The organism is Rubellimicrobium aerolatum, assembly GCF_017872975.1.
Lineage (GTDB): Bacteria > Pseudomonadota > Alphaproteobacteria > Rhodobacterales > Rhodobacteraceae > Rubellimicrobium > Rubellimicrobium aerolatum.
In genome coordinates this window covers 77,995-100,029 of record NZ_JAGGJP010000006.1, presented here as the reverse complement: position 1 = coordinate 100,029, position 22,035 = coordinate 77,995, and the positions used below count along the sequence as shown (strand labels likewise).

Genomic DNA, 22,035 nt, shown 5'->3' with positions numbered 1-22,035 from the left:
GAGTCCTGCACCTGTTCGTCGATGGGCTGAGCGACGGCATGAAGCGCTGGCTCGGTCAGCAGGGCAACGTCGTCGTCGAGGACCACCGCATCGCGCCGGAACTGGGCTGGAACATCAAGCCGATGCTCCTGTCGGCGCTGCTGGACCGCGGCCTGCCGGAGGTCGTGTGGATCGACTCCGACGTGATCCTGACCCGGCCCATCCGGGAGCACTTCGCGGGCTTGGATGAGCAAAGTCTCCTGGTCACCGAAGAGCCCTACTTCAATGAGGTCAGGTTTCTAACACGTCGGGCTAGCGCTTGGGGGCTGACCGCGAGCCGCGATCTCCCACATATGACCAACAGCTGCGTCGTTCGTGTCACGCAGGCACATCGTGGGCTTCTCGCTGCGTGGCAGAACCTTTTAGATCGGCCGGATTACAAAAGCGCACAGCAGTTGCCCAAGCTGGAACGTCCGTTCCACATGGTGGGCGATCAGGATGCCATGGCCGCGCTTCTCGGCAGCCACGATTTCGCTCATATTCCGGTCCGGTTCCTGCGACGCGACCGCGAGATCGCGCAGTGTCTCTACGAAGATGGCTTCGGCCCATGGGGCCGGCTGCGAAACATTCGACGGCTGCCGCCACTCGTCCATGCCTTGGGCTCAAAGCCTTGGCGCGGCAACGCTCACTCACCCTTGTACATCGAGGTTCATCCTTACCGCTACGCTGCAGAGCCTTACCGGGAGAATCTCTCTCCCGACGAGCGAGGCTGGCTCGACGGACGCTCGAAACGGGCATGGCTGCATCATTGCCTCGCGCTGGGGAACCCGAGCCTCTCCGGCCTCTGGCCAGCCGTAGGCAAGCGAGTCCTCCGGGTCAGGAGGGGCGTGACCCGGGCGCTGGCTGGCCAATTCGGGCGCAACCTCCCGAAGCTGGCCCGCTGACCACCTGCCAGCGCCCGGGGCCGCGCCCGGCTCAGCGGACCGGCGCCCGCCCATCCTCCTGGGCCGCCCAGGCCCGCAGCGCCGCGGCGATCCCTGCCACGATCGGCGCGCGGCCCTGCGGCGTCGCCAGCCGGGCCCGGTCGCCTTCGTCCGACAGGAACCCCGTCTCCACCAGCACGCTGGGGAAGTCGGCGGCGTTCAGCACCGCCAGGGGCTCCTCGCGCAGGGGCCGGCCGTTCATACGCGCCCCGGCCCGCGCCAGCTCCCGCTCCAGCGCGACGGCGAGCGCACGCGACCTCGGCCCCGTCTCCCCCCGCGCGAGGTCCAGGAGCGCGGTCGCCACCGCGTCGTCCTGCCCCGACAGGTCCAGCCCGGCCAGAAGGTCGCCGCCGCCGTGCCGCTCCACCACGCGGCGCGAGGCCTGCCCCTCGGCCTCGGCCGTCAGCGTGTAGATCGAGGCGCCGGCCGCCCCCTCGCCCTCCAGCGCGTCGGCGTGCAGCGACACCAGCACGTCCGCCCCCGCCGCCCGCGCCCGCGTGATGCGCTCCTGAAGGGACACGAACTCGTCCCCCTCCCGCGTCAGCACCGCCACCAGCCCCGCCCGTTCCAGCGCCTCGGCCAGCTCCCGCCCGAGCGCGAGCATCAGCGCCGCCTCGCGCAGCCCCGCCCGCTCCGCGCCGGGATCGACGCCGCCGTGCCCGGGATCGACCGCCACCACGAAGCGCCCGTCCCCGCCCGGCGCGGCAGACGGCGCCACGGCCGCCTCCGGCGCGCGCGCCTCGGCGGCGAAGCTCTCCGCATCGGTGGCGCGCAGGGTGACGCGCAGCGCCGCGCCGCCCTCGCCGACCGTCATCCCCGCCTCGTCCACCGCCAGGGGCCGCCCGAGGTCCACCACCAGCCGCGACCAGCCCGGATCGCCCGCGCCCAGATGCAGCCCCGTCGCGTTGTCCCCGTCCAGCATCGCCGCCGCCGCCGCGCCGCCCCAGTCCAGCCCCTCGACCTCCAGCACCAGCCGCCACGGCGCGTCGAGCGTGTAGAGCCGCCACGGCGCCACCCGGCTCAGGCCCAGCACCACCTCGATCCCCCGGCCCCGATCCGCGACCCGGCTCGCCCCGGCGTCCAGCACCGCGCCCTCGCCCGCCCAGGCCGCCCCCCAGACAGCCCCCGCGAGCCAGGCGGCCAGCGCCGCCCCCTTCCAGATCCCCATGGCGTCCCCGCGTCCTGCCTCGGCCTCCATGTCCCATCGGCGCGGGGAACCCGTCAATGCGGCCCCTTGGAAAACCGCCCGCCCTTGTGCATGGATGGCCCACCCCCACCCGGAGCCCCGCCATGCCCCTCCGCCGCGCCCTCCCCGCCGCCGCCCTTCTCCTCGCGACCGCCCTTCCCGCCGCCGCGCTCGACCTCCAGGCCCTCACCCCCGAGGAGCGCGAGGCCTTCCGCGCCGAGGTCCGGGCCTATCTCCTCGACAACCCCGAGGTGCTGTCCGAGGCCATCGCCGTCCTCGACTCCCGCCAGGAGGAGCAGCAGGCCGAGGCCGACGCCGCGCTGGTCCGCGACAACCTCCAAGCCATCGCGCAGGACGGCCGCTCCTGGACCGGCGGCAACCCCGACGGCGACGTGACCGTGGTCGAGTTCATGGACTACCGCTGCGGCTACTGCCGCCGCGCCTTCGAGGAGGTGGAGGAGCTGGTCGCCACCGACGGCAACATCCGGTTCGTCCTCAAGGAGTTCCCGATCCTCGGGCCGCAGAGCGAGCTGGCCTCCCGCTTCGCCATCGCCGTCCGGCAGGTCCATGGCGATCAGGCCTACAAGGACGCCCACGACGCCCTGATGCTCCTCGAATCCGACGTGGACGAGGGCTCGCTCGCCCGCCTCGCCGAAGGGCTCGCCCTCGACCCCGCGCCCCTCCTCGCCGCGATGGACTCGCCCGAGGTGACGGCGGTCATCGCCGCCAACCACGATCTCGCCCGCGCGCTCGGCATCACCGGCACCCCGACCTTCGTCATGGGCGACCGGATGCTGCGCGGCTACGTCCCCCTCCCCGCGATGGAGGCCATCGTCGCCGAGGAACGGGCCGGCTGAGAGGCTGGCCCTTCTTCTACGCAAGGTTGCGTGACCGGCCCCTGGCTTACCCTCTGCGCGTATTGACCGGGCCGGGCGAGCCCGGCTAAAGCAAGCGCACCGTGAACATTCGTTCAGACCGCGCCGGACCGGAGCCTGGGCCCGACGGCGCGCCTCGCGCCCCCCTTCCCCATCCCGCCCCGCAGGACCCCCCCCGCATGAGCCTTTCTCCCATCGACAGCCCTGCGGTCCTGCGCCTCCTCGACCAGGGCGCGCTCCTCGTGGACATCCGCGAGGAGGACGAGCGCGCCCAGGCCCATGTTCCGGGCTCGCTCCATGCGCCGCTCAGCGAACTGCCCCGCCGCATCGGCGGCCCCGGCCTGCCGGCCGTGGTCTTCCTCTGCTCCTGCGGCGACCTGAGCCACGAGAACGCCGCGCGGCTCCAGGCCGTCACCTCCGCGCCCGCCTACCGGCTCGACGGCGGCCTCGCCGCCTGGCGCCGCGCCGGCCTGCCGGTGATCGAGCATCGCTGGCCGCTCCTCGCCATCGGGCGGCAGGTGGACCTTCTCTGGGGCACGCTGGCGCTCCTGGGCGTCGCACTGGGGGCCGAGGTCACGCCGGCCTTCTTCGCGCTGCCCGCGCTGGCCGGGGGCTCGCTGGTCTGGACGGGCCTCACCGGGAGATGCTCGGTCGCCGCCGCCCTGCGCCGGATGCCCTGGAACCGGCCGTCGGGGCTGGCCGCGGACTGACCGCCCGGGCCGGCCGGGGCCGCCTATTCGGCGGCCTGCGCGGCGGTCGCCGCGATCCCGACCTCGATCTCGGCGGCCTTGCGCTCCACCTGCTCGACGATGTGGTCGATCATCCGGTCGTTGTCCAGGCGGTGGCTCTGCTTCCCCGCGAGGTAGACCATCCCGTGCCCGGCGCCGCCGCCCGTGAAGCCCACGTCGGTCATCAGCGCCTCGCCCGGCCCGTTCACCACGCAGCCGATGATCGACAGCGACATCGGCGTGCGGATATGCGCCAGCCGCGTCTCCAGCGCCTCGACCGTGCGGATCACGTCGAAGCCCTGCCGCGCGCAGGACGGGCAGGAGATGATGTTCACCCCCCGGTGCCGCAGCCCCAAGGCCTTGAGGATCTCGAAGCCGACGCGCACCTCCTCCACCGGGTCCGCCGACAGCGACACCCGGATCGTGTCGCCGATCCCCATCCAGAGCAGGTTCCCCAGCCCGATCGCGCTCTTGACCGTGCCGGTCATGAGGCCCCCGGCCTCGGTGATCCCCAGATGCAGCGGCGCGTCCGTCGCCTCGGCGAGCTGCTGATACGCGGCGGCGGCGAGGAACACGTCCGACGCCTTCACGCTGATCTTGAACTCGTGGAAGTCCTCGTCCTGCAACAGCTTGATGTGGTCGAGCCCCGACTGCACCATCGCCTCCGGGCAGGGCTCGGCGTAGCGCTCCAGCAGGTGCCGCTCCAGCGACCCGGCGTTGACCCCGATCCGCATGGAGCAGCCGTGGTCGCGCGCGGCCTTCACCACCTCGCGCACCCGCTCGGGGCTTCCGATGTTGCCGGGGTTGATCCGCAGGCAGGCCGCGCCCGCCTCGGCCGCCTCGATGGCGCGGCGGTAGTGGAAGTGGATGTCGGCGACGATGGGCACCGGGCTTTCCCGCACGATCTCGCGCAGCGCCCGCGTGCTGTCCTCGTCGGGCGCGGAGACGCGCACGATGTCCGCCCCGGCCTCGGCCGCCGCCAGCACCTGCGCGACGGTCCCCGCCACGTCGGTCGTCAGCGTGTTGGTCATCGTCTGCACGGTGATCGGCGCGCCGCCCCCCACGGGGACGTTGCCGACCATGATCCGGCGCGACGGCCGGCGGTCGATGCTGCGCCAGGGGCGGACGGGATTGTGCGACATGGGGGACTCCTCGGCGGGGGTGCCTCCCACCTAATCGCCCGGCGACCCGCCCGCAACCGGGCGGAGCGCCGCGCCCCTCACTGGCTCGGCGCGTCGCCCGGCAGCACCGCGCCGGCGGGCAGGTCGGCGGGGTCCGCCCCCTCGGCCGAGGCGACCGCCACGTAGTCGGCCAGCTCCTCCTCCTGGCTCAGGTCCGCCTGGGCGTAGGTCGTGGTGATCGCCTCGGGCGACAGCGCCACGTCCTTCGTCACCTGCCCCGCCGGACCGACCGGCCCGAAAGGCACGCCGTTCACCGCCATGAACAGAGCGCCGGATTCGCCCACGCGCAGCTTCGACGGCTCCTCGGTGGCGGGAACCTCGAAGGTGTCGCCCGGCCCCAGGATGCCCTCGAACAGCACCGAGCCGTCGGGCGCGTTCACCCGCACCCAGGCGTCGCGCACCGCCACCAGCTCCACCCTGGGCGCCGGGCCGGTCGTGACCAGCACCCCGTCCGCATCCGCGCCCAGCGCGGCGGCGAGCGCCTGCTCCACCCCGTCCACCGCGCCCGGCGGCGGCGGGCCCTGGACCGGCGCGGCCTGCGCGACCGCGACGGGCGCCTGCGGGGCCGCCTCTGCGCCGGGGGCCGGCAGCGTGCCGACGGTCGCGGGGTCCAGCGCGGCGATGGGCCCGTCGCGCGGCACCAGCACCGGCACCTCCAGCGCCTCGGGCCGATACAGCCGGTCCAGCGCCTCGGCCGAGGGCACCTCGATGGAGGCGAAGCGCTCCCCCTCGCCGTCCGGCCGCGCGCCGCCCGCCAGCGGGTCCACCTCGGCCACCACCGTCGGCGGCTGCTCCACCGGGGCGAGCGTGACCTTCTGGATCTCGCGCATCACGGTCCAGCCGCCATAGCTCAGGCCCGACAGGAGCGCGACCAGCACCAGCACCGATCCCACCGCCCGCGGCTCCACGCTGGACAGCACCGAGGGCGAGGCCGGCAGGAACGGCGTCCCCTGGCCCGCGAAGATGTCGCGCCCCAGCGCCGTGACCGGGGCCTTGTCCTCGCGCTGCGCCCGCGCGGGCGAGGCGGCGACCGACATCCCGTGCGCGGTGGTGAACCCCGATTCGCGGCAGAAGGTCTCGAAGGCCCAGTCCGGGTCCATGTTCAGGTAGCGCGCGTAGGATCGCACGTAGCCCGCGATGAAGCCCGGCGTGTCGAAGGCCGACGGGTCCGCGTTCTCGATGGCGGCGATGTAGGCGGCCTTGATCTTCAGCTCGCGCTGCACGTCGATGAGCGACTTGCCCATCGTCGCGCGCTCCCCTCGCATGAGGTCGCCCAGGCGCAGGTCGTAGGCATCGAACCCCTGGGGGTCCGAGTCCTCAGCCGCCTTGCCGCGCAGAAAGCCCCGCCCGATCATGAACCCGTCCCGCGTTCCGTCCCGCCCCCGTGGCTTCATTCATGATTCGGAGACCATGGAAGCCCTTGGACGCGGGTCTATCACGACCGTGGCCGGCCTGCATCATCGGATCGTGATCTCAGCCCGCCAGTTCGGCGCGATTTAGCGCACAGTGGCTCCAAAGCGAGTCCAGCGCCCGCACCAGCGCGTCCATCTCCTTCGGCCCGTGGACGGGCGAGGGCGTGAAGCGCAGCCGCTCCGTCCCGCGCGGCACGGTGGGGAAGTTGATCGGCTGGACGTAGATGCCGAAGTCCGACAGCAGCATGTCCGAGATCATCTTGGTGTGCACCGGGTCGCCCACGATCAGCGGCACGATGTGGGAGCCGTGGTCGATGATCGGCAGCCCCAGCCCCTTGAGCCGCAGCTTCAGGATCTTGGCCTGGGTCTGGTGCTTCTCGCGCAGAGCCCGGTCCGTCTTCAGGTGCGCCACCGACGCCGCCGCGCCCGCCGCGATGACGGGGGGCAGCGAGGTTGTGAAGATGAAGCCCGGCGCGTAGGACCGGATCGCGTCGCACATCTTGGCCGAGGCCGCGATGTAGCCGCCCACCACGCCGACCGCCTTGCCCAGCGTCGCGTTGATGATGTCGATGCGCCCCATCAGCCCCAATTCTTCGGCCACGCCGCCGCCGCGCGGGCCGTACATGCCCACCGCGTGCACCTCGTCGAGGTAGGTCAGCGCCCCGAACTCCTCGGCCAGCTCCACCAGCGCCTTGATCGGCCCGAAATCGCCGTCCATCGAATAGACCGACTCGAAGGCGATGAGCTTGGGCGCGGCCGGGTCGTCCGCTTCCAGCAGCTCGCGCAGGTGCGCCACGTCGTTGTGCCGGAAGATCCGCTTGAGGCCGCCGCCGCGCCGGATGCCCTCGATCATGGACGCATGGTTCAGCGCGTCCGAATAGATGATGAGGCCGGGGAACAGCACCTTGAGCGTGGAGAGCGTCGCGTCGTTGGCGATGTAGGCGCTGGTGAACAGCAGCGCCGATTCCTTGCCGTGCAGGTCGGCGAGCTCCGCCTCCAGCCGCTTGTGGTAGACCGTGGTGCCCGAGATGTTGCGCGTGCCCCCGGACCCCGCGCCCACCGCGTCCAGCGCCTCGTGCATGGCCGAGATCACGACCGGATGCTGCCCCATGCCCAGGTAGTCGTTGCCGCACCAGACGGTGATGGGCTGCTCCCGCCCGTCGGGGCGGTGCCAGACGGCGTGGGGGAAATGGCCCTTGTCGCGCGCGATGTCGATGAAGGTGCGGTAACGCCCCTCCTGATGGAGACGGTCGAGGGCCGAGTCGAGTTGGGCGTCGTAATCCACGGTCGAAGTCCTTGCGGTGCCTTGCCGGACGGGATGTAGGACAGTCCCCCCCTCCGGCACCTTGTCCTAGATCAAACGGCTGCCACGGAAAATGGCACAATTCGTCGCCCCGCCAAAGGTCGGAATACCGGACCCGCGCCCGGCGCATCGCTCGGGCCGGTTGCCGCCGCCCGGCCCGCGCCCTAGCCTCGCCCCGACTCCCATCCCGAGGCTCCCCATGCTCGATCCCGTCCTGGCCCGCATCGACGCCGACCTCCCGCAGGCCACGAACCGCCTGCTCGCGCTGCTCCGCATCCCGTCGATCTCCACCGACCGCGCCTATGCGCCCGACTGCGAGGCCGCCGCCGACTGGCTCGTGCAGGACCTCGCCGACATGGGCTTCCGCGCGGCCAAGCACCCGACCCCCGGCCGCCCCATGGTCGTGGGGAGCGGCGGCGAGGGCGACCGCCATCTCCTCTTCTACGGCCATTACGACGTGCAGCCGGTGGACCCCCTCAACCTCTGGCGCAGCCCGCCCTTCGAGCCCGCCGTCGAGGAGACCCCCGCCGGCCCCGTCATCCGCGGCCGGGGCGCCGCCGACGACAAGGGCCAGCTCATGACCTTCGTGGAGGCCTGCCGCGCCTGGATCGCCGTCCATGGCAAGCTCCCCGCCCGCGTGACCATGTTCTTCGAGGGGGAGGAGGAATCGGGGAGCCCCTCCCTGATCCCGTTCATGGAATCGAACCGCGACCTGCTGCGCGCCGACGTGGCGCTGATCTGCGACACCGGCCTCTTCGACCGCGACACCCCCGCCATCACCACCATGCTGCGCGGCCTCCTGGGCGAGGAGGTGACGATCACCGGCCCCCGCATGGACCTTCATTCGGGCATGTATGGCGGCGCGGCCATCAACCCGATCCGGGTGCTGTCCCGCATCATAGCCGGCCTCCACGACGAGGCCGGCCGCGTCACCGTCCCCGGCTTCTACGAGGGCGTCGAGGAGCTGCCCCCCGATCTCCGCGCCCAGTGGGAGTCCCTGGGCTTCGATGCCGAGGCCTTCCTGGGCGACGTGGGCCTGTCCGTCCCGGCCGGCGAACAGGGCCGCTCGGTGCTCGAATCGATCTGGGCGCGCCCGACGGCCGAGGTCAACGGCATCTCCGGCGGCTACGCCGGCGACGGCTTCAAGACGGTTCTGCCGTCCCGGGCCACCGCCAAGATCAGCTTCCGCCTCGTCGGCCGCCAGGACCCGCTCAAGATCCGCGAATCGTTCCGCGCCATGGTCCGCGCCCAGGTGCCCGCCGACTGCACGGTCGAGTTCCACGACCACGGCGCCTCGCCTGCCTCGGTCATGGACACCTCCAGCCCCGCCTTCGAAGCCGCCCGCGCCGCTCTCACCGACGAATGGCCCCGCCCGGCCGCCTTCACCGGCTCGGGCGGCTCCATTCCGGTCGCGGGCTACTTCAAGGCGATCCTGGGCATGGACTCGATGCTGATCGGCTTCGGCAACGACGACGACCTGATCCATTCCCCCAACGAGAAATATGACGTGAGGAGCTTCCACAAGGGCATCCGAAGCTGGGCCCGCATCCTCGCCGCCCTGTCCTGACGGCCCCCGACGAAGGGGGGCTCTGCCCCCCGTCTCCTGCGGAGCCTCCCCCCGGGATATTTGGAGCCAAAGAAGGTCAGGGGTGCGCGGGGCGGCGCGGCGCGCGGCGGGGCGGCCCCGTGCTGTCCCGCCGGGCGGGCGTCCGCCCATCACGGCCGCGCCGGCGGAGCGGGCGGCCCGTCCCCCCGGCGTCCAGCCCTGCGCTGGGCCTCCGATCCGACTCGCCCCGCCCTCGCGCGCGTGGCACGGCGGGCGGGGGTGTTGCGCGAGCGGGGCGTTGCGCGCCCGTTGCCGTCAGGCGGCGTTAACGCCTGCGTGCGACTCTCTCCCCCGCACGACCACACGCAGCGGCTCCCCCGCCGCACGGCCCGGCCCTCCCGCAGGGGCGGCCGGCCGGCACCGACGGCGGGGGGCGGAAAGGAGAGACGAGAGACGAAGAGCGAGCCCGGCCCCGACAAGGCCGGGCGCGAGACACACGCGATGGGCCAGGAGCGGCCAGATATCCGGCCAGGGTGGGAGAGACGCAGCCTCCGGCACGCCTCCGCCCTCGATGCCCTTGGACCCAGCCCGCTAAATAGCGGCCGGTGCTCCCGCTCGCGCGCCCCTGGTCCCCGCGAGCCCGGGAGTGAACCCGGAGGCCTCGCGGGGATTTAGTCTGTCCGAGACCCCCCTTCTTTGGCTCCAAGTATCCCGGGGTGAAGCCCCGAAGGGGCGAGGGGCAGAGCCCCTCTCCGAAACGAAAAAGGCGCCCCCGAAGGAGCGCCTCTTTCGTTCCCGAAGGGCAGCAGTGGCGCGGTTGACGGGGCTCGAACCCGCGACCCCCGGCGTGACAGGCCGGTACTCTAACCGACTGAGCTACAACCGCGCGTCTGCCGCCGACGCTGTCTTGTCTGCGTCGGACAAGGGGGCTTCTACGGGCGCCCCTTGCCGCCGTCAAGCCGATTCACCCCCCGGATTTGCATCGCCGGCCGCTGTCCTTGCGTCACCCACAAGGCCCCGCGCCTCAGGCCAGCGGCACTTCCAGGCGCGACACCACCCCTCCGTCGTCCACCATGTCCAGCTCCGCCCCGATCTGGTCGGCGAACTGCCGGGCGATGGTCAGGCCCAGGCTCGGCGACCGGCGCGGGTCGAAGCCGGGCGGCAGCCCCGGCCCGTCGTCCCGCACGGTGAGCCGCGCCCGCCCGCCGTCGCGCGCCTCCAGTCCGACCTGGATCACCCCCCGCCGCTCGCCCGGGTAGCCGTGCTCGATGGCGTTGGACAGCAGCTCCGTCGCCACCAGCCCCAGCGGCACGGCCTTGTCGGCGGGGACGACGACCGGCTCGGCCGTGACCCGGACCGAGATCCGGTCGCCCACGCCGCTCGCCGCCACGAGGTCGGGGACCATCGCCCGCAGGAAGGCGGCGAAGTCGATCTCCTGCGCGCCGGGATCGCGCAGGAGCCGGCTCAGCCGCGAGACGACGTTGAGCCGCGCCACCGCGTCGTCGAGCGCCCGCGCGGCGGCCGGGTCCTTCACGCCCCGCCGCTGCACCGACAGCAGCGCCCCCACCACCGCGAGATTGTTCGACACCCGGTGCTGCAGCTCGGCGAACATCAGGCTGCGGGCCCGCGCCAGCTCGCGCGCCCGCGCCTCGGCCAGCGCCAGCCGCTCCAGCGCCCGCCGCATCGCGTAGATGAGCCCGAGCTCCGTCCCCGTCACCACGAGGTAGAGCAGGAGCGCCATGGCCTTGCCCGAGGTGAGGGCGAAGCTCTGCGTGGGCGGGATGAAGAAGAACCACGCCACGACGCCGCACAGGATCGCCTGGACGGCCCCGGGGCCCGAGCCCGCCAGGAAGCCGGTCAGGGCGATGGCCGGGAAGAAGGTGAGGTAGGGGAAGCCCGGTGGCAGGTAGGGGTCCAGCACGAAGCGGGCCGCCGTCGCCAGGACGAAGGCCGCCGCGACGAAGCCCCAGCGGAACAGCGGCCCGCGCGGCGCCATGGTCCAGTCGGCCACCCGGTCCACGATTCCATGCCCCCGCGGCCCGGCCTCGGGCGGGAAGGTCTCGGATGCAGTCACGTCTCGCCCCCAAGCTCGCGGGTCCCCTTGTTCCCGCGCCCTCTTCCTAGCGCGGCGCCGCACGGAAACCAACGCTTTGCCGCAATCGCGCCACGGTTCGGCGGAGCCTCGGTTGCGCGGCGGGGCCGGGCCCGGTAACACCGGCCCGCGTGCCGGCCGGCGCGCGCCGGATCGCCTGCGCTGGAGGACGGGCCGCCCATGACCATCGCCGCCGCGCGCCAGGGACGGCCGCCCCGCTCCGGGCGGGGACCGCTCGCATGACCGTCGCCCTCGACGTGCTGCTCCCGCATCACCGCGACCCCGAGGGGCTCGCGCGGTCGCTCGCCTCGGTCGCGGCGCAGACCTGGGCGGGGCCGGTCCGGGCGGTGGTCCTCGACGACGGCTCGCCGCCCGCCGACCTCGCCCGCGTCGAGGCCCTGGCCGAGAGGGTCCGGGCCGAGGGGCGGCTCGGCCTCCTCCTGCTGCGGAACCCGGTCAACGAGGGGCGCCCCCGCAGCCGCAACCGCCTGCTCGACGCCGCCGAGGCGCCGCGCCTCGCTTGGCTCGACGCCGGGGACGAGTGGTATCCCGACAAGATCGCCCGCCAGTCCGCCCGGCTGGAGGAGCTGCTCGCCCAGGGCCGTGACCCGGCCCGGACCTGGATCACCTGCGGCTACGACATGGCGCAGGGCGCCCGCGTCCAGGCCTGCCGGCAGGAGGTCGGCGGCGACCAGCACCGCGCGCTCCTGCTCGGCCGGTCCCTGCGCGCCTACCTGTGGACGATCCTCGCGCCCCGAGAGGCGTTCCGGCTCGCGGGACGCTTCGACGAGAGGCTGACGCGGCTGCAGGATCTCGACCTGTTCCTGTCCTTCGTCCGCGCCGGCGGCCGCATCGAGGCGCCCGAGGACCACCGCCCGCTCTGCCGCTACGCCAAGTCGCACCGGGGCCGGAGCGCCGAGGAGATCCGCGCCTGCCAGCGGATCGTGCTGGCCCGGCACGCGGCCGACGCGGCGGACCTCCTGCCCGAGCTGGACTACCGCGCCGACCGGCTGGCCGCGCGGGTGGCGCGGGCCAACGGCCGGCGGCTCGCGGCGGCGCGCTACCTCGCGGGCGCGGCGCTGCGCCACCCCCGCCTCGCATCCCGCGCCGCGTTGGCCCGGCTGGGCCTGCGCCCGGAGCCCGCGCCGTGACGCCCCTCCGCATCTGCCTCGCCCCCGGCACGCTGGGCGGCGGCGGGATCGGCGTGGTCATGCTCAACCTCGCCGAGGGCCTCCTCGCCCGGGGCCACGCCGTGGACCTGCTCCTCCTCGACGAGGCGCAGGGCCGGCCGGCCCCGGCGGGCGCCCGCGTCGTGCGGGTGGGCGCACGGGCGCGGCAGGCGCTCCCGGCCGTCGCGCGGCACCTGCGGGAGAGCCCGCCCGACCTCATCGTATCGGCGCGCGACTACGTGAACCTGCTGCTGCTGGCGGGCCGGCGGCTGGCCGGGCTCCAGGGCCGGAGCCGGCTCGTCTGGACCTACCACACCCACGCCGCCAGCCAGCACCGCCTTGGGGCCGGGCGGACCGCCCGGCTCGCGGGATGGATCGGCGAACGGCTGATCCGCTGGCCCGAGGCGCGCGTCGCCGTGTCCCAGGGCGTCGCCCGCGACCTCGAAGCCCGGCTCGCCCTGCCGCCCGGCGCGGTGGATGTCATCGGTAACCCGGTCTGGACGCCGGCCCGGCTGGCGCGGCGCGACGATCCCTGCCCGCATCCCTGGCTTGCCGGCCGGCTCCCCGGCGGGCGCGACCCGCTCGCCCCGGTGATCCTCGGCATCGGCCGGCTCGCGCCGCAGAAGGACTTCCCGACGCTGCTCCACGCCTTCGCGCGGCTCCGCGCCGCCCGTCCGGCCGCGCGCCTCCTGATCCTCGGCGACGGCGACCGCCGGTCCGAGCTGGAGGGGCTGATCCGCGACCTCGGCCTCTCCGGAGCGGTGGACCTGCCGGGCCATGTCCCCGACCCCCTGCCCTACCTGTCCCGCGCCGACCTCTTCACGCTGTCGTCGCGCTGGGAGGGCTTCTCGCTCGCCCTGGTGGAGGCGCTGGGCTGCGGCTGCGCGGTGGTCTCGACCGACTGTCCCTCGGGCCCCGCCGAGATCCTGGAGGCCGGCCGGCTCGGGCCGCTGGTGCCCCCTGGCGACCCCGAGGCGCTGGCCGCCGCCATGGCGCGCGCCCTGGACACCCCCGGCGATCCCCGCTCGCGCAAGGAGGCGGGGCTCCGCTTCGGCTCGGACGGGGCGGCGCGCGCCTACCTCGCGGCGGTGGGCCTCGATGGCTGAGCCCGCCTTCTCTGTCATCGTCCCGGTGTTCCGCGACTGGGACCGCGTGCCGGTCCTGCTCGCGGCGCTGGCCGGGCAGACCTTCGACGACTTCGAGCTGATCCTCGTGGACAACGGCCCCGAGCCGCCCGCCCCCCCGGACCTGCCGCCGGCGCTCCGGTCCCGCACGCGCGTCCTGCATTGCCCCCGCCCCGGCTCCTACGCCGCCCGCAACGCCGGCGCGGCCGAGGCGCGCGGCCAGGTGCTCGCCTTCACCGACGCGGACTGCCGGCCTGCACCGGGCTGGCTCGCCGCCTTCGCGGCCGCCGGCGGGTCGGGCCTCCTCGCCGGCCCCGTCCGGGTCGAGCCCGGCCCCTGCCCGAACCGCTGGGAGATCTACGACGCCCTGCGTGGCATCCCGCAGGAAGGTTACGTCCGGCGTGGCTATGCGACCACCGCCAACCTCTGCGTCCCGCGCGAGGTGCTGCGCCGCCTCGACGGCTTCGACCCGGCGCGCCTGTCGGGCGGCGACGCGGAGTTCTGCCGCCGCGCCGGCGCACAGGGCGTGCCGCTGGCGCTGGTACCCGAGGCCGTGGTCGCCCACCCCGCCCGCGCGCGGCGCCAGGAGGTCGAGACCAAGGCCCGCCGCATCAAGGGCGGGCAGGTCGCCGCCGGCCCGCGCCGCCGTCGCCTCGCCTGGACGATCCGCAGCCTGACGCCGCCGGTGCGCGAGGTGGCTCGGTTCCTCGGCTCGCGCCGGCATCCCTGGCGCTGGCGGCTCGTGGCGAGCGGGGTGCGCCTGTCGCTCTGGCGGGTCGAGCTGGCCGAGGTCGCGCGCCTGCTGACGGGCGGCGCGCCCGAGCGCCGCTAGGTCAGGCGGCGCACGACGGATCGCGCGGCGTAACGCGCGAAGCCGGCGGTGCGCCGCGCCGGCCCCACCCCCTCGTCGCCCAGGAGCCGCCACACGGCCAGCGCGCCCTTCAGCTTGTTGGACGAGAGCGACCCCGGCCGCACGCGATATTCGGCCAGCACCTCGGGCAGGCCATGGGCCACCGCGCCGGTCCGCAGGAGCCGCAGCCAGAGCGCGTAGTCGTGCCGCGTCGGCAGGAGAGGCATCTCGGCCCTCCCGAAGGCTTCGGTGTCGTAGGCCGCCGTAAGGCAGCCGATGGGATTGCCCCCCAGCGCGTCGTCCCAGGCCACGCGCGGGGCCGCCCGCACCACCGACAGAGGCCGCCCCTCGGCGTCGATGCGCCGGTAGGAGGAGAAGACGATCGTCGCGCCATCGGCGAAGGCCTCGGCCTGCCGCTCCAGCTTGGCGGGCAGCCAGAGGTCGTCGGAATCGAGGAAGGCGACATGACGCCCGCGCGCCGCGCGGATGCCGATGTTGCGCGTCTCCGCCGCGCCGCGTGGGCCTGCGCCGCCCTCGCCCAGCAGCCGAAGGCGGCGATCGCTCCCAGCCAGCTCGCGCACGCGCGCGAGGCCGCCATCCGTTGAGGCGTCGTCGATCACCAGCGCCTCCCAGTCGCCCAGGGTCTGGGCCAGGAGCGAGGCCAACGTCGCAGGCAGCGTCAGCGCGGCGTCGCGAACCGGCAGGATCACGGAGAAGAGCGGTCGGTCCATGTGTCCCCGTGGGCGGTCTGGTGGGTGGTGAGGGGCTCGAACCCCCGACATCCTCGGTGTAAACGAGACGCTCTACCAACTGAGCTAACCACCCGGCGTGAGATCGTGGTTAGCCGCTGGAGCCGGGCCTGGCAAGCGCGCCGCCCCGCCGGGCACGATCTCCATCCGGCCCTTGGCGATCCGCACGAGGTCGCCTTGCCGCAGCGGATAACCGCCCGCCTCGGTCAGGGGCCGCCCCAGTGCCAGCGAGCAGAGGACTCGCAGCGTGATCCCGTGGGTGACGAGGACCGTAGGCCGCCGCACCCGCGCCAGCACCCGCGCCGCCCGCGTCGCAACCTCCGCCAACGGCTCGCCGCCGGGGCAGCGGGCATAGAACTCGAGCAGCGACTCGCCCGCCGGCCCCGGCCAGCGGACCTCGACCTCCGTGCGGAGGAGGCCGGTCCAAGCGCCCATGCCGATCTCCACGAGGTCCGGTTCCTCCTCGGCGGCGACCCCGAGGGAATCGAGCATGAGGCGGGCGGTGTCGCGGGCGCGGCCCTGCGGGCTGGTCCAAGCGCCGTGCGACCGGGCGTCCACGCCCCAGCTCCGCAGCGCCTCGCCCATGGCCAGTGCCTGCGCCCGCCCCCGCTCGGTCAGGTCCGAGTCGCGCGCACCCTGGAAGCGGCCCTCGCGATTCCATTCGGTCTCGCCGTGGCGGGCCAGCAGGATCTCAGGCAGGTCCATCATGAATGCAGGAGGATGGTGGGCGATGAGGGATTCGAACCCCCGACTTCTTCCGTGTGAAGGAAGCACTCTACCACTGAGTTAATCGCCCGACGCCGCGCCGTTTAGCGGCTCCGCCCGGCGGGCGCAAGCCGTCTTCCGCATGGGCGTGCTTGACCTGGCGGCTCCCGCGACGGACCCTCGCCCCGATCCCAACCGGAGCCCTGCCTTGCCCCTGCCCCGTCTCGCCCTCGCTCTCTGCCTCGCCCCCACCTTGGCCCTCGCCCAGCCGCTCGACCCCGAGCCGCGCATCGCCGTCATGTCCGCCTTCCCGCCGGAATGGACCACCCTCCTCGCCGCGATGGAGCGGCCGGAGGAGCACGTCGTGAACGGCATCCGCTTCGTCACCGGCACGCTCGCCGGGCGATCGGTGGTGCTGTTCCTGACCGGAGTCTCCATGGTCAACGCCGCGATGACGACGCAGCTCGTGATCGACCGCTTCGACATTGAGGGCGTCGTCTTCTCCGGCATCGCCGGCGGCGTGGACCCGTCGCTCGCCATCGGCGACGTGGTCGTGGCGGCCGAGTGGAGCCAGTATCTCGAATCGGTCTTCGCCCGCGAGACGCCGGACGGCTTCGCCCTGCCACCCTGGATGGAGCCGAGCGGCCTGCCGAACTTCGGCATGATCCACCCGCAGCCGGTGGGCGTCACTCGCGAAGGCTCCGAAGGCGTGGAGCAGAAGGTCTGGTTTCCCGCCGACCCCGACTGGCTCCGAGTGGCCGAGGATGTCGCGGCCGGCACGATTCTGGAGGACTGCCCGCCCGAAGGCGCCTGCCTGAGCCATGTCCCCCGCATCGTCGTCGGTGGCCGGGGCGTGTCGGGGCAGGCCTTCGTGGACAACGCCGAGTTCCGGGAATGGACCCACGCCACCTTCGAGGCGCGCGTGCTCGACATGGAGAGCGCGGCGGTGGCCCATGTCGCCTACGCCAACGGCGTGCCCTTCATCGCCTTCCGCAGCCTGTCCGACCTCGCCGGCGGGGGCGAGGGCGCGAACGAGATGGCGACCTTCATGGGATTGGCCGCCGGCAACTCGGCCGCTGTGGTGACAGCCTTCCTCGCCGCCCTGCCGGAATGAGAAAGGGGCGCGGCCCACGCCGCGCCCCTTTCCAATCTTTTCAAGCCTCAGTGCGCGACCGCGCCCGAGACCTCCTCGGTGGCCTTGGCCTTGGCCAGCGCCGCCGCCTCCTCGGCCACCTCGTCCCATTCCACGGGCTCGGGTTGCCGCACGAGGGCGTGCTTCAGGACCTCCGAGACGTGCGACACGGGGATGATCTCCAGCCCCTGCTTCACGTTCTCCGGGATCTCCGGCAGGTCGCGCTCGTTCTCCTTGGGGATCAGCACCGTCTTGATGCCGCCCCGGAGCGCCGCCAGCAGCTTCTCCTTGAGGCCACCGATGGCCAGCGCGTTGCCCCGCAGCGTGACCTCGCCGGTCATGGCGATGTCCTTGCGAACGGGGATCTGCGTCAGCACCGACACGATCGACGTCACCATGGCGAGGCCCGCCGACGGGCCGTCCTTGGGCGTCGCCCCCTCGGGCACGTGGACGTGGATGTCCATCTTGTCAAATTTCGGCGGCTTGACCCCGATCTGCGGGCTGATGCTCCGCACATAGGAGGCCGCCGCCTCGATGGACTCCTTCATCACGTCGCCAAGCTTGCCGGTGGTCTTCATCCGGCCCTTGCCCGGCAGCCTCAGCGCCTCGATGGACAGCAGGTCCCCCCCGACGCTCGTCCAGGCGAGGCCCGTGACAACGCCGATCTGGTCCTCCTGCTCCGCAAGGCCGTAGCGGAACTTCTTCACGCCCAGGTAGTCGTCGAGGTTATGCTCGGTGACGACGACCTTGGTCTCCTCGCGCTTCACCAGCTTGGTCGTGACCTTCCTCGCGACCTTGGCGATCTCCCGCTCCAGGTTCCGCACGCCCGCCTCGCGGGTGTAGGTCCGCACCATCTCGTTCAGCGCGCCGTCGCTGATCTCGAACTCCCCGGCCTTGAGGCCGTGGTTCTTCATCACCTTGGGCACGAGGTGCTGCTTGGCGATCTCGCGCTTCTCATCCTCGGTGTAGCCCGCGAGCGAGATGATCTCCATCCTGTCGAGGAGCGGCCCCGGCATGTTGTACGAGTTGGCCGTGGTCAGGAACATCACGTTCGACAGGTCGTATTCCACCTCAAGATAGTGGTCCACGAACGTGGAGTTCTGCTCCGGGTCCAGCACCTCCAGCATGGCGCTCGCCGGGTCGCCCCGGAAGTCCTGCCCCATCTTGTCGATCTCGTCGAGCAGGATGAGCGGGTTCGTGGTCTTGGCCTTCTTCAGCGCCTGGATGATCTTGCCCGGCATGGAGCCGATATAGGTCCGCCGGTGGCCGCGGATCTCCGACTCGTCCCGGACGCCGCCGAGCGAGATGCGGATGAACTCGCGCCCCGTGGCCTTGGCCACTGACTTTCCGAGCGAGGTCTTGCCCACGCCGGGAGGACCGACGAGGCAGAGGATTGGCCCTTTCAGCTTCTGGCTGCGCGCCTGCACGGCGAGATACTCGACGATCCGCTCCTTGACCTTCTCCAGGCCGTAGTGGTCGGCGTTTAGGATGTCCTCGGCCTTTACGATGTCCTTGGAGACCTTGGACTTGGTTCCCCACGGCACGCCCAGCAGCCAGTCGAGGTAGTTCCGCACCACCGTCGCCTCGGCGGACATCGGCGACATGGACTTGAGCTTCTTCAGCTCCGCCTCGGCCTTCTCGCGAGCTTCCTTGGAGAACTTCGTCTCGGCGACGCGCTTCTCGAGCTCGGCGAGCTCGTTCTGCCCGTCCTCGCCGTCACCCAGCTCGCGCTGGATCGCCTTCATCTGCTCGTTCAGGTAGTACTCGCGCTGCGTCCGCTCCATCTGCGACTTCACGCGGGTCTTGATCTTCTTCTCGACTTGAAGGACCGACATCTCGCCCTGCATCAGGCCATAGACCTTCTCCAGCCGCTCGGACACCACGAGCGTCTCAAGGAGGTCCTGCTTCTGCTTGACGTCGATGCCGAGATGGCCCGCGATCAGGTCGCCGAGCTTGGCGGGGTCCGTCGCCTCGGTGACGGCGGCGATCGCCTCCTCGGGGATGTTCTTCTTGATCTTGGCGTATTTCTCGAACTCCTGGCCGACCGAGCGGCTCAGGGCGGTCACGATCTCCGGGTCGCCCAGCGACTCCGCGAGGGGCTGGACGCGCGCCTCGAAGAAGCGGTCGTTCTTCAGGAACTCGGTGATGCGGACGCGGCTCTTGCCCTCGACGAGGACCTTCACGGTCCCGTCGGGCAGCTTGAGGAGCTGGAGCACGTTGGCGAGCACGCCGGACGTGTAGATTCCATCGGTGCCGGGGTCATCGACGCCCGGATCGACCTGGGACGACAGCAGGATCTGCTTGTCGTCGCCCATCACCTCCTCCAGCGCGCGCACGGACTTCTCGCGTCCCACGAAGAGGGGGACGATCATGTGCGGGAAGACCACGATATCGCGCAGCGGCAGGACGGGATAGCTGGTCGCGAGAGGTTCGGTCATATGGGATTCCTCGTAGGCAGGAAGGCTCTGGCCCCGGTCATCGGCGGCGCTCGGCCCTCCCCGGTCGGTAGGGCATAGTTGGGGATTCTGTTCCGGGGTGTCAACCGGCCCCTCCGTCGCATCCGACCGATCCGGGGTCGTCCTCCCGACTACCGGCCGTTTCCCGTGGACGACCAATAACTTTCATCAATTCCGACTGTTAACACCTTGGCAGCATTCCCTGACGCAGCGTCCCGGTCGTGCCTTTCGCACACAACCACAATCCATGAGGGACGATCCATGCTTCGGACACTCACCGCCGCCGCGCTGGCGCTCTGCCTTGCGGCGGGCGCGGCCCCGGCCGCGACCCTGACCTTCTCCACCGCGCCGACCACCGCCTCGGTCAACCCCGCCCCGGACCTGATCCAAGGCGCCTTCGCCCACAACGTCACCGGCTCGGTCACCAACGTGCGCCTCAGCCCCTGGGCCGGCACTTCCCTCGCCGCGACGGGGATCTACAGCGCCGTCAGCGGGCTGGTCAGCTACAACGTCGGCCGGTCCCGCTCGCTCAGCCTGCTTTGGGGGTCGCCGGACACCTGGAACACGATCAGCTTCTATCTCGGCAGCTCGCTCGTCGACTCCTACACGCCCTCCGGCGTGAACGGGACCAACCTGTCGCAATCGCTGGCGACCTTCACGAACATCGGGTCGCAGGGCGTCTTCGACCGCGTCACCCTGGCCTCGAGCCAGCCGGCCTTCGAATACGCCAACCTGTCGGTGGCGTCGGTGCCGGTCCCGGCGGGCGCGGTGCTCCTCTCCTCGGCGCTGGGCGGCCTTCTGCTGCTGCGTCGCCGTCGCGCGCTCTGACGGGCCCCGGGCCGGGCGTCAGGCGGCGCCCGGCCGACCCAGCGGCTCGATGTCGCCCTCGGCCCGCAGCACATGGAAGCCGCGCTCCCAATCCTCGAACTGCCCGGCGGCGATGGCCTCGCGCATCCCCGCCATGATCTCCTGGAAATAATGCAGGTTGTGCCAAGTGAGCAGCATCCCCGCGATCATCTCGCCCGCACGCACGACGTGGTGGAGATAGGCGCGCGAATAGCCCCGGCAGGCCGGGCATTGACACTCCTCGTCGAGCGGACGGGGGTCGTCGGCATGGCGGGCGTTCCGCAGGTTCACCTGACCCCGGCGCGTCCAGGCCTGCCCCGTCCGCCCCGAGCGCGAGGGCAGCACGCAGTCCATCATGTCGATCCCGCGCTTCACGGCTCCCACGATGTCGTCCGGCTTGCCCACGCCCATCAGGTAGCGCGGCCTGTCTTCGGGAAGCAGGTCCGGGGCATAGTCCAGCACGCCGAACATCGCCGCCTGCCCCTCGCCCACCGCAAGGCCCCCCACCGCGTAGCCGTCGAAGCCGATCGCCGTCAGGGCCGCGGCCGACTCCTCGCGCAGATCCCTCGACACGCCCCCCTGCACGATTCCGAACAGCGCGTGCCCCGGCCGGTCCCCGAAGGACTCGCGCGACCGCCGCGCCCAGCGCATCGACAGCCGCATCGACGCCGCTACCGCCTCGTCGGCCGCAGGCAGCGCCGGGCATTCGTCGAAGGCCATCACGATGTCGGAGCCAAGGAGCTTCTGGATCTCCATGCTCCGCTCGGGTGTCAGGTGATGCTTGGACCCGTCGATGTGCGAGGAGAAAGTGACGCCCTCCTCCGTCAGCTTCCTTAACCCGGACAGGCTCATCACCTGGAACCCGCCCGAGTCCGTCAGGATCGGCCGCTCCCAGTTCATGAAGCGGTGCAGCCCGCCCAGCCGCGCCACCCGCTCCGCCCCCGGCCGCAGCATCAGATGGTAGGTGTTGCCGAGCAGGATGTCGGCCCCGGTCGCCCGCACGCTTTCGGGGAGCATGGCCTTGACCGTGCCGGCGGTGCCCACAGGCATGAAGGCGGGGGTGCGGATCTCGCCGCGCGGCGTAGCAATGACGCCCGTGCGCGCCCGCCCGTCGGTTGCATGAAGGGTAAAGGAAAAGCCTGTGGCCATGCGGGGCGCCTCCTGATGGGCCTCCCTAGCGCCGCGCCGCGCCGGACGGAACCCGTCCCGGTGGACGGCCTCGCGACGCCGTGCATCATGAACCGGCCCGGAGCGTCCACATGATTCGCCTCGTCCTTCTCCTGCTGCTCGCCGCCGGCCCGGCTCTCGCGGACAGGCCGCGCGACCCGGGCGGCTCGGTGGCCCTCCGCGTCCTGGAGATCGCGGCCCTGGAGGCGCGAGGGGAGGAGAAGCGCGTCGCCGGGGACTGCCTATCGGCCTGCACGATGTATCTCGGCCTTTCGACCGCCTGCTTCGAGCCCGACGCAGTGCTGGGCTTCCATGGCCCGCGCCTCGCCTGGGGCCTGCCGATGACGCCCGCCACGTTCGAGGCGGTCACCCGGACCATGGCCGCCTACTACCCGCCGCGCATCGCCCGGCGCTTCCTCGACGACTGGCGCCACACCCCCCGCTTCGCGCGGGTGGAGGCCTCGCGCCTCATCGCCCGAGGCGAGGCGCGGGCCTGCGACTAGCTGTCCGACCGGCGACCTTTACCCGCCGGCTTGGATTTCCTATATCTTC

The 22,035-nt window shown here is 72.3% G+C and carries 19 protein-coding genes and 3 tRNA genes; 10 read left to right on the top strand and 12 right to left on the bottom strand.

All coding sequences use genetic code 11. The annotated features are described in order from the left end of the window. The first annotated feature begins 38 nt into the window (after positions 1–38). Positions 39–923 carry a hypothetical protein gene (locus J2Z33_RS08965; RefSeq protein WP_209840028.1) on the top strand — a complete coding sequence of 295 codons (885 nt, stop codon included), beginning with the start codon at positions 39–41 and terminating at the stop codon, positions 921–923. Between the two features lie 31 nt (positions 924–954). On the opposite strand, the gene J2Z33_RS08960 is transcribed toward J2Z33_RS08965, so the two are convergent. Further along, positions 955–2,130 carry an N-acetylmuramoyl-L-alanine amidase family protein gene (locus tag J2Z33_RS08960; RefSeq protein ID WP_209840025.1) on the bottom strand — a complete coding sequence of 392 codons (1,176 nt, stop codon included), beginning with the start codon at positions 2,128–2,130 and terminating at the stop codon, positions 955–957. Positions 2,131–2,252: 122 nt separating this feature from the next. On the opposite strand from J2Z33_RS08960, the gene J2Z33_RS08955 reads away from it, so the two are divergent. Both J2Z33_RS08955 and J2Z33_RS08950 read left to right on the top strand, forming a co-directional pair. After that, positions 2,253–3,005, top strand: a complete 753-nt coding sequence (locus J2Z33_RS08955; RefSeq protein WP_209840024.1) for a DsbA family protein — start codon at positions 2,253–2,255, stop codon at positions 3,003–3,005. Positions 3,006–3,202: 197 nt separating this feature from the next. Beyond that, the gene (locus J2Z33_RS08950) at positions 3,203–3,733 is read left to right on the top strand and encodes a rhodanese-like domain-containing protein (RefSeq protein WP_209840022.1); all 531 of its coding nucleotides are present in this window, start codon (positions 3,203–3,205) and stop codon (positions 3,731–3,733) included. Positions 3,734–3,756: 23 nt separating this feature from the next. Here J2Z33_RS08950 and ispG read toward each other — a convergent pair whose 3' ends face one another. The 3 genes from ispG to hemA form a co-directional block, all read right to left on the bottom strand. Next, complete coding sequence (ispG, locus tag J2Z33_RS08945) at positions 3,757–4,893, bottom strand: flavodoxin-dependent (E)-4-hydroxy-3-methylbut-2-enyl-diphosphate synthase (protein ID WP_209840020.1); 1,137 nt, start codon at positions 4,891–4,893, stop codon at positions 3,757–3,759. 77 nt (positions 4,894–4,970) lie between these two features. After that, the gene (locus J2Z33_RS08940; RefSeq protein ID WP_209840019.1) at positions 4,971–6,287 is read right to left on the bottom strand and encodes a helix-turn-helix domain-containing protein; all 1,317 of its coding nucleotides are present in this window, start codon (positions 6,285–6,287) and stop codon (positions 4,971–4,973) included. Between the two features lie 118 nt (positions 6,288–6,405). Then, positions 6,406–7,629: a 5-aminolevulinate synthase gene (gene hemA / locus J2Z33_RS08935; RefSeq protein WP_209840017.1), complete on the bottom strand. Its 1,224-nt coding sequence runs from the start codon at positions 7,627–7,629 to the stop codon at positions 6,406–6,408. Between the two features lie 217 nt (positions 7,630–7,846). Between hemA and J2Z33_RS08930 the strand changes: the two genes are divergently transcribed. After that, positions 7,847–9,214 carry a M20/M25/M40 family metallo-hydrolase gene (locus tag J2Z33_RS08930; RefSeq protein WP_209840015.1) on the top strand — a complete coding sequence of 456 codons (1,368 nt, stop codon included), beginning with the start codon at positions 7,847–7,849 and terminating at the stop codon, positions 9,212–9,214. Between the two features lie 788 nt (positions 9,215–10,002). Here J2Z33_RS08930 and J2Z33_RS08925 read toward each other — a convergent pair. Next, a tRNA-Asp gene (locus J2Z33_RS08925) sits at positions 10,003–10,079 on the bottom strand. Positions 10,080–10,217: 138 nt separating this feature from the next. After that, on the bottom strand, positions 10,218–11,267 hold the full coding sequence (locus tag J2Z33_RS08920) for a histidine kinase dimerization/phosphoacceptor domain -containing protein (RefSeq protein ID WP_209840013.1): 1,050 nt from the start codon (positions 11,265–11,267) through the stop codon (positions 10,218–10,220). Positions 11,268–11,524: 257 nt separating this feature from the next. On the opposite strand from J2Z33_RS08920, the gene J2Z33_RS08915 reads away from it, so the two are divergent. From J2Z33_RS08915 to J2Z33_RS08905, 3 genes are read left to right on the top strand one after another with little or no spacing between them, the layout of a single operon-like run. Continuing rightward, on the top strand, positions 11,525–12,436 hold the full coding sequence (locus J2Z33_RS08915) for a glycosyltransferase family 2 protein (RefSeq protein WP_209840011.1): 912 nt from the start codon (positions 11,525–11,527) through the stop codon (positions 12,434–12,436). After that, complete coding sequence (locus tag J2Z33_RS08910; RefSeq protein WP_209840009.1) at positions 12,433–13,560, top strand: glycosyltransferase; 1,128 nt, start codon at positions 12,433–12,435, stop codon at positions 13,558–13,560. Before J2Z33_RS08915 ends, J2Z33_RS08910 begins: the two co-directional genes overlap by 4 nt. Further along, positions 13,553–14,410, top strand: coding sequence for a glycosyltransferase family 2 protein (locus tag J2Z33_RS08905; protein WP_209840006.1), 858 nt, complete (start codon positions 13,553–13,555; stop codon positions 14,408–14,410). The genes J2Z33_RS08910 and J2Z33_RS08905 overlap by 8 nt, the downstream gene beginning before the upstream one ends. On the opposite strand, the gene J2Z33_RS08900 is transcribed toward J2Z33_RS08905, so the two are convergent. From J2Z33_RS08900 to J2Z33_RS08885, 4 genes are all read right to left on the bottom strand, one after another. Then, positions 14,407–15,159, bottom strand: coding sequence for a glycosyltransferase family 2 protein (locus J2Z33_RS08900; protein ID WP_209840004.1), 753 nt, complete (start codon positions 15,157–15,159; stop codon positions 14,407–14,409). The genes J2Z33_RS08905 and J2Z33_RS08900 overlap by 4 nt on opposite strands. A gap of 18 nt (positions 15,160–15,177) precedes the next feature. After that, a tRNA-Val gene (locus tag J2Z33_RS08895) sits at positions 15,178–15,253 on the bottom strand. After that, the gene (locus tag J2Z33_RS08890) at positions 15,244–15,885 is read right to left on the bottom strand and encodes a histidine phosphatase family protein (RefSeq protein WP_209840002.1); all 642 of its coding nucleotides are present in this window, start codon (positions 15,883–15,885) and stop codon (positions 15,244–15,246) included. The genes J2Z33_RS08895 and J2Z33_RS08890 overlap by 10 nt, the downstream gene beginning before the upstream one ends. Before the next feature lie 13 nt (positions 15,886–15,898). Then, positions 15,899–15,973: transfer RNA gene (locus tag J2Z33_RS08885), tRNA-Val, on the bottom strand. 117 nt (positions 15,974–16,090) lie between these two features. Between J2Z33_RS08885 and J2Z33_RS08880 the strand changes: the two genes are divergently transcribed. Continuing rightward, positions 16,091–16,996, top strand: coding sequence for a 5'-methylthioadenosine/S-adenosylhomocysteine nucleosidase (locus tag J2Z33_RS08880; protein WP_209840000.1), 906 nt, complete (start codon positions 16,091–16,093; stop codon positions 16,994–16,996). Between the two features lie 47 nt (positions 16,997–17,043). Here J2Z33_RS08880 and lon read toward each other — a convergent pair whose 3' ends face one another. Then, positions 17,044–19,452 carry an endopeptidase La gene (gene lon, locus J2Z33_RS08875; RefSeq protein WP_209839998.1) on the bottom strand — a complete coding sequence of 803 codons (2,409 nt, stop codon included), beginning with the start codon at positions 19,450–19,452 and terminating at the stop codon, positions 17,044–17,046. Between the two features lie 279 nt (positions 19,453–19,731). On the opposite strand from lon, the gene J2Z33_RS08870 reads away from it, so the two are divergent. Next, on the top strand, positions 19,732–20,298 hold the full coding sequence (locus J2Z33_RS08870) for an Npun_F0296 family exosortase-dependent surface protein (RefSeq protein ID WP_209839997.1): 567 nt from the start codon (positions 19,732–19,734) through the stop codon (positions 20,296–20,298). An 18-nt stretch (positions 20,299–20,316) separates the two neighbouring features. Here the strand turns inward: J2Z33_RS08870 and tgt are convergent, their stop codons facing one another. Then, positions 20,317–21,465 (bottom strand): tRNA guanosine(34) transglycosylase Tgt, encoded by a 1,149-nt coding sequence (tgt, locus tag J2Z33_RS08865; protein WP_209839996.1) that lies wholly within the window; start codon positions 21,463–21,465, stop codon positions 20,317–20,319. A gap of 110 nt (positions 21,466–21,575) precedes the next feature. Here tgt and J2Z33_RS08860 point away from each other — a divergent pair, with 110 nt between their 5' ends. Beyond that, positions 21,576–21,986, top strand: a complete 411-nt coding sequence (locus tag J2Z33_RS08860; RefSeq protein WP_209839995.1) for a hypothetical protein — start codon at positions 21,576–21,578, stop codon at positions 21,984–21,986. Positions 21,987–22,035 lie beyond the last annotated feature (49 nt).

Bases quoted from the DNA above. Each gene is read 5' to 3' on its own strand.
- J2Z33_RS08965 (WP_209840028.1), top strand. From the start codon at position 39: ATGAAGCGCTGGCTCGGTCAGCAGGGCAACGTCGTCGTCGAGGACCAC.
- J2Z33_RS08960 (WP_209840025.1), bottom strand. From the start codon at position 2,130: ATGGGGATCTGGAAGGGGGCGGCGCTGGCCGCCTGGCTCGCGGGGGCT.
- J2Z33_RS08955 (WP_209840024.1), top strand. From the start codon at position 2,253: ATGCCCCTCCGCCGCGCCCTCCCCGCCGCCGCCCTTCTCCTCGCGACC.
- J2Z33_RS08950 (WP_209840022.1), top strand. From the start codon at position 3,203: ATGAGCCTTTCTCCCATCGACAGCCCTGCGGTCCTGCGCCTCCTCGAC.
- ispG (WP_209840020.1), bottom strand. From the start codon at position 4,893: ATGTCGCACAATCCCGTCCGCCCCTGGCGCAGCATCGACCGCCGGCCG.
- J2Z33_RS08940 (WP_209840019.1), bottom strand. From the start codon at position 6,287: ATGATCGGGCGGGGCTTTCTGCGCGGCAAGGCGGCTGAGGACTCGGAC.
- J2Z33_RS08930 (WP_209840015.1), top strand. From the start codon at position 7,847: ATGCTCGATCCCGTCCTGGCCCGCATCGACGCCGACCTCCCGCAGGCC.
- J2Z33_RS08915 (WP_209840011.1), top strand. From the start codon at position 11,525: ATGACCGTCGCCCTCGACGTGCTGCTCCCGCATCACCGCGACCCCGAG.
- J2Z33_RS08905 (WP_209840006.1), top strand. From the start codon at position 13,553: ATGGCTGAGCCCGCCTTCTCTGTCATCGTCCCGGTGTTCCGCGACTGG.
- J2Z33_RS08900 (WP_209840004.1), bottom strand. From the start codon at position 15,159: ATGGACCGACCGCTCTTCTCCGTGATCCTGCCGGTTCGCGACGCCGCG.
- J2Z33_RS08890 (WP_209840002.1), bottom strand. From the start codon at position 15,885: ATGATGGACCTGCCTGAGATCCTGCTGGCCCGCCACGGCGAGACCGAA.
- lon (WP_209839998.1), bottom strand. From the start codon at position 19,452: ATGACCGAACCTCTCGCGACCAGCTATCCCGTCCTGCCGCTGCGCGAT.
- J2Z33_RS08870 (WP_209839997.1), top strand. From the start codon at position 19,732: ATGCTTCGGACACTCACCGCCGCCGCGCTGGCGCTCTGCCTTGCGGCG.
- tgt (WP_209839996.1), bottom strand. From the start codon at position 21,465: ATGGCCACAGGCTTTTCCTTTACCCTTCATGCAACCGACGGGCGGGCG.
- J2Z33_RS08860 (WP_209839995.1), top strand. From the start codon at position 21,576: ATGATTCGCCTCGTCCTTCTCCTGCTGCTCGCCGCCGGCCCGGCTCTC.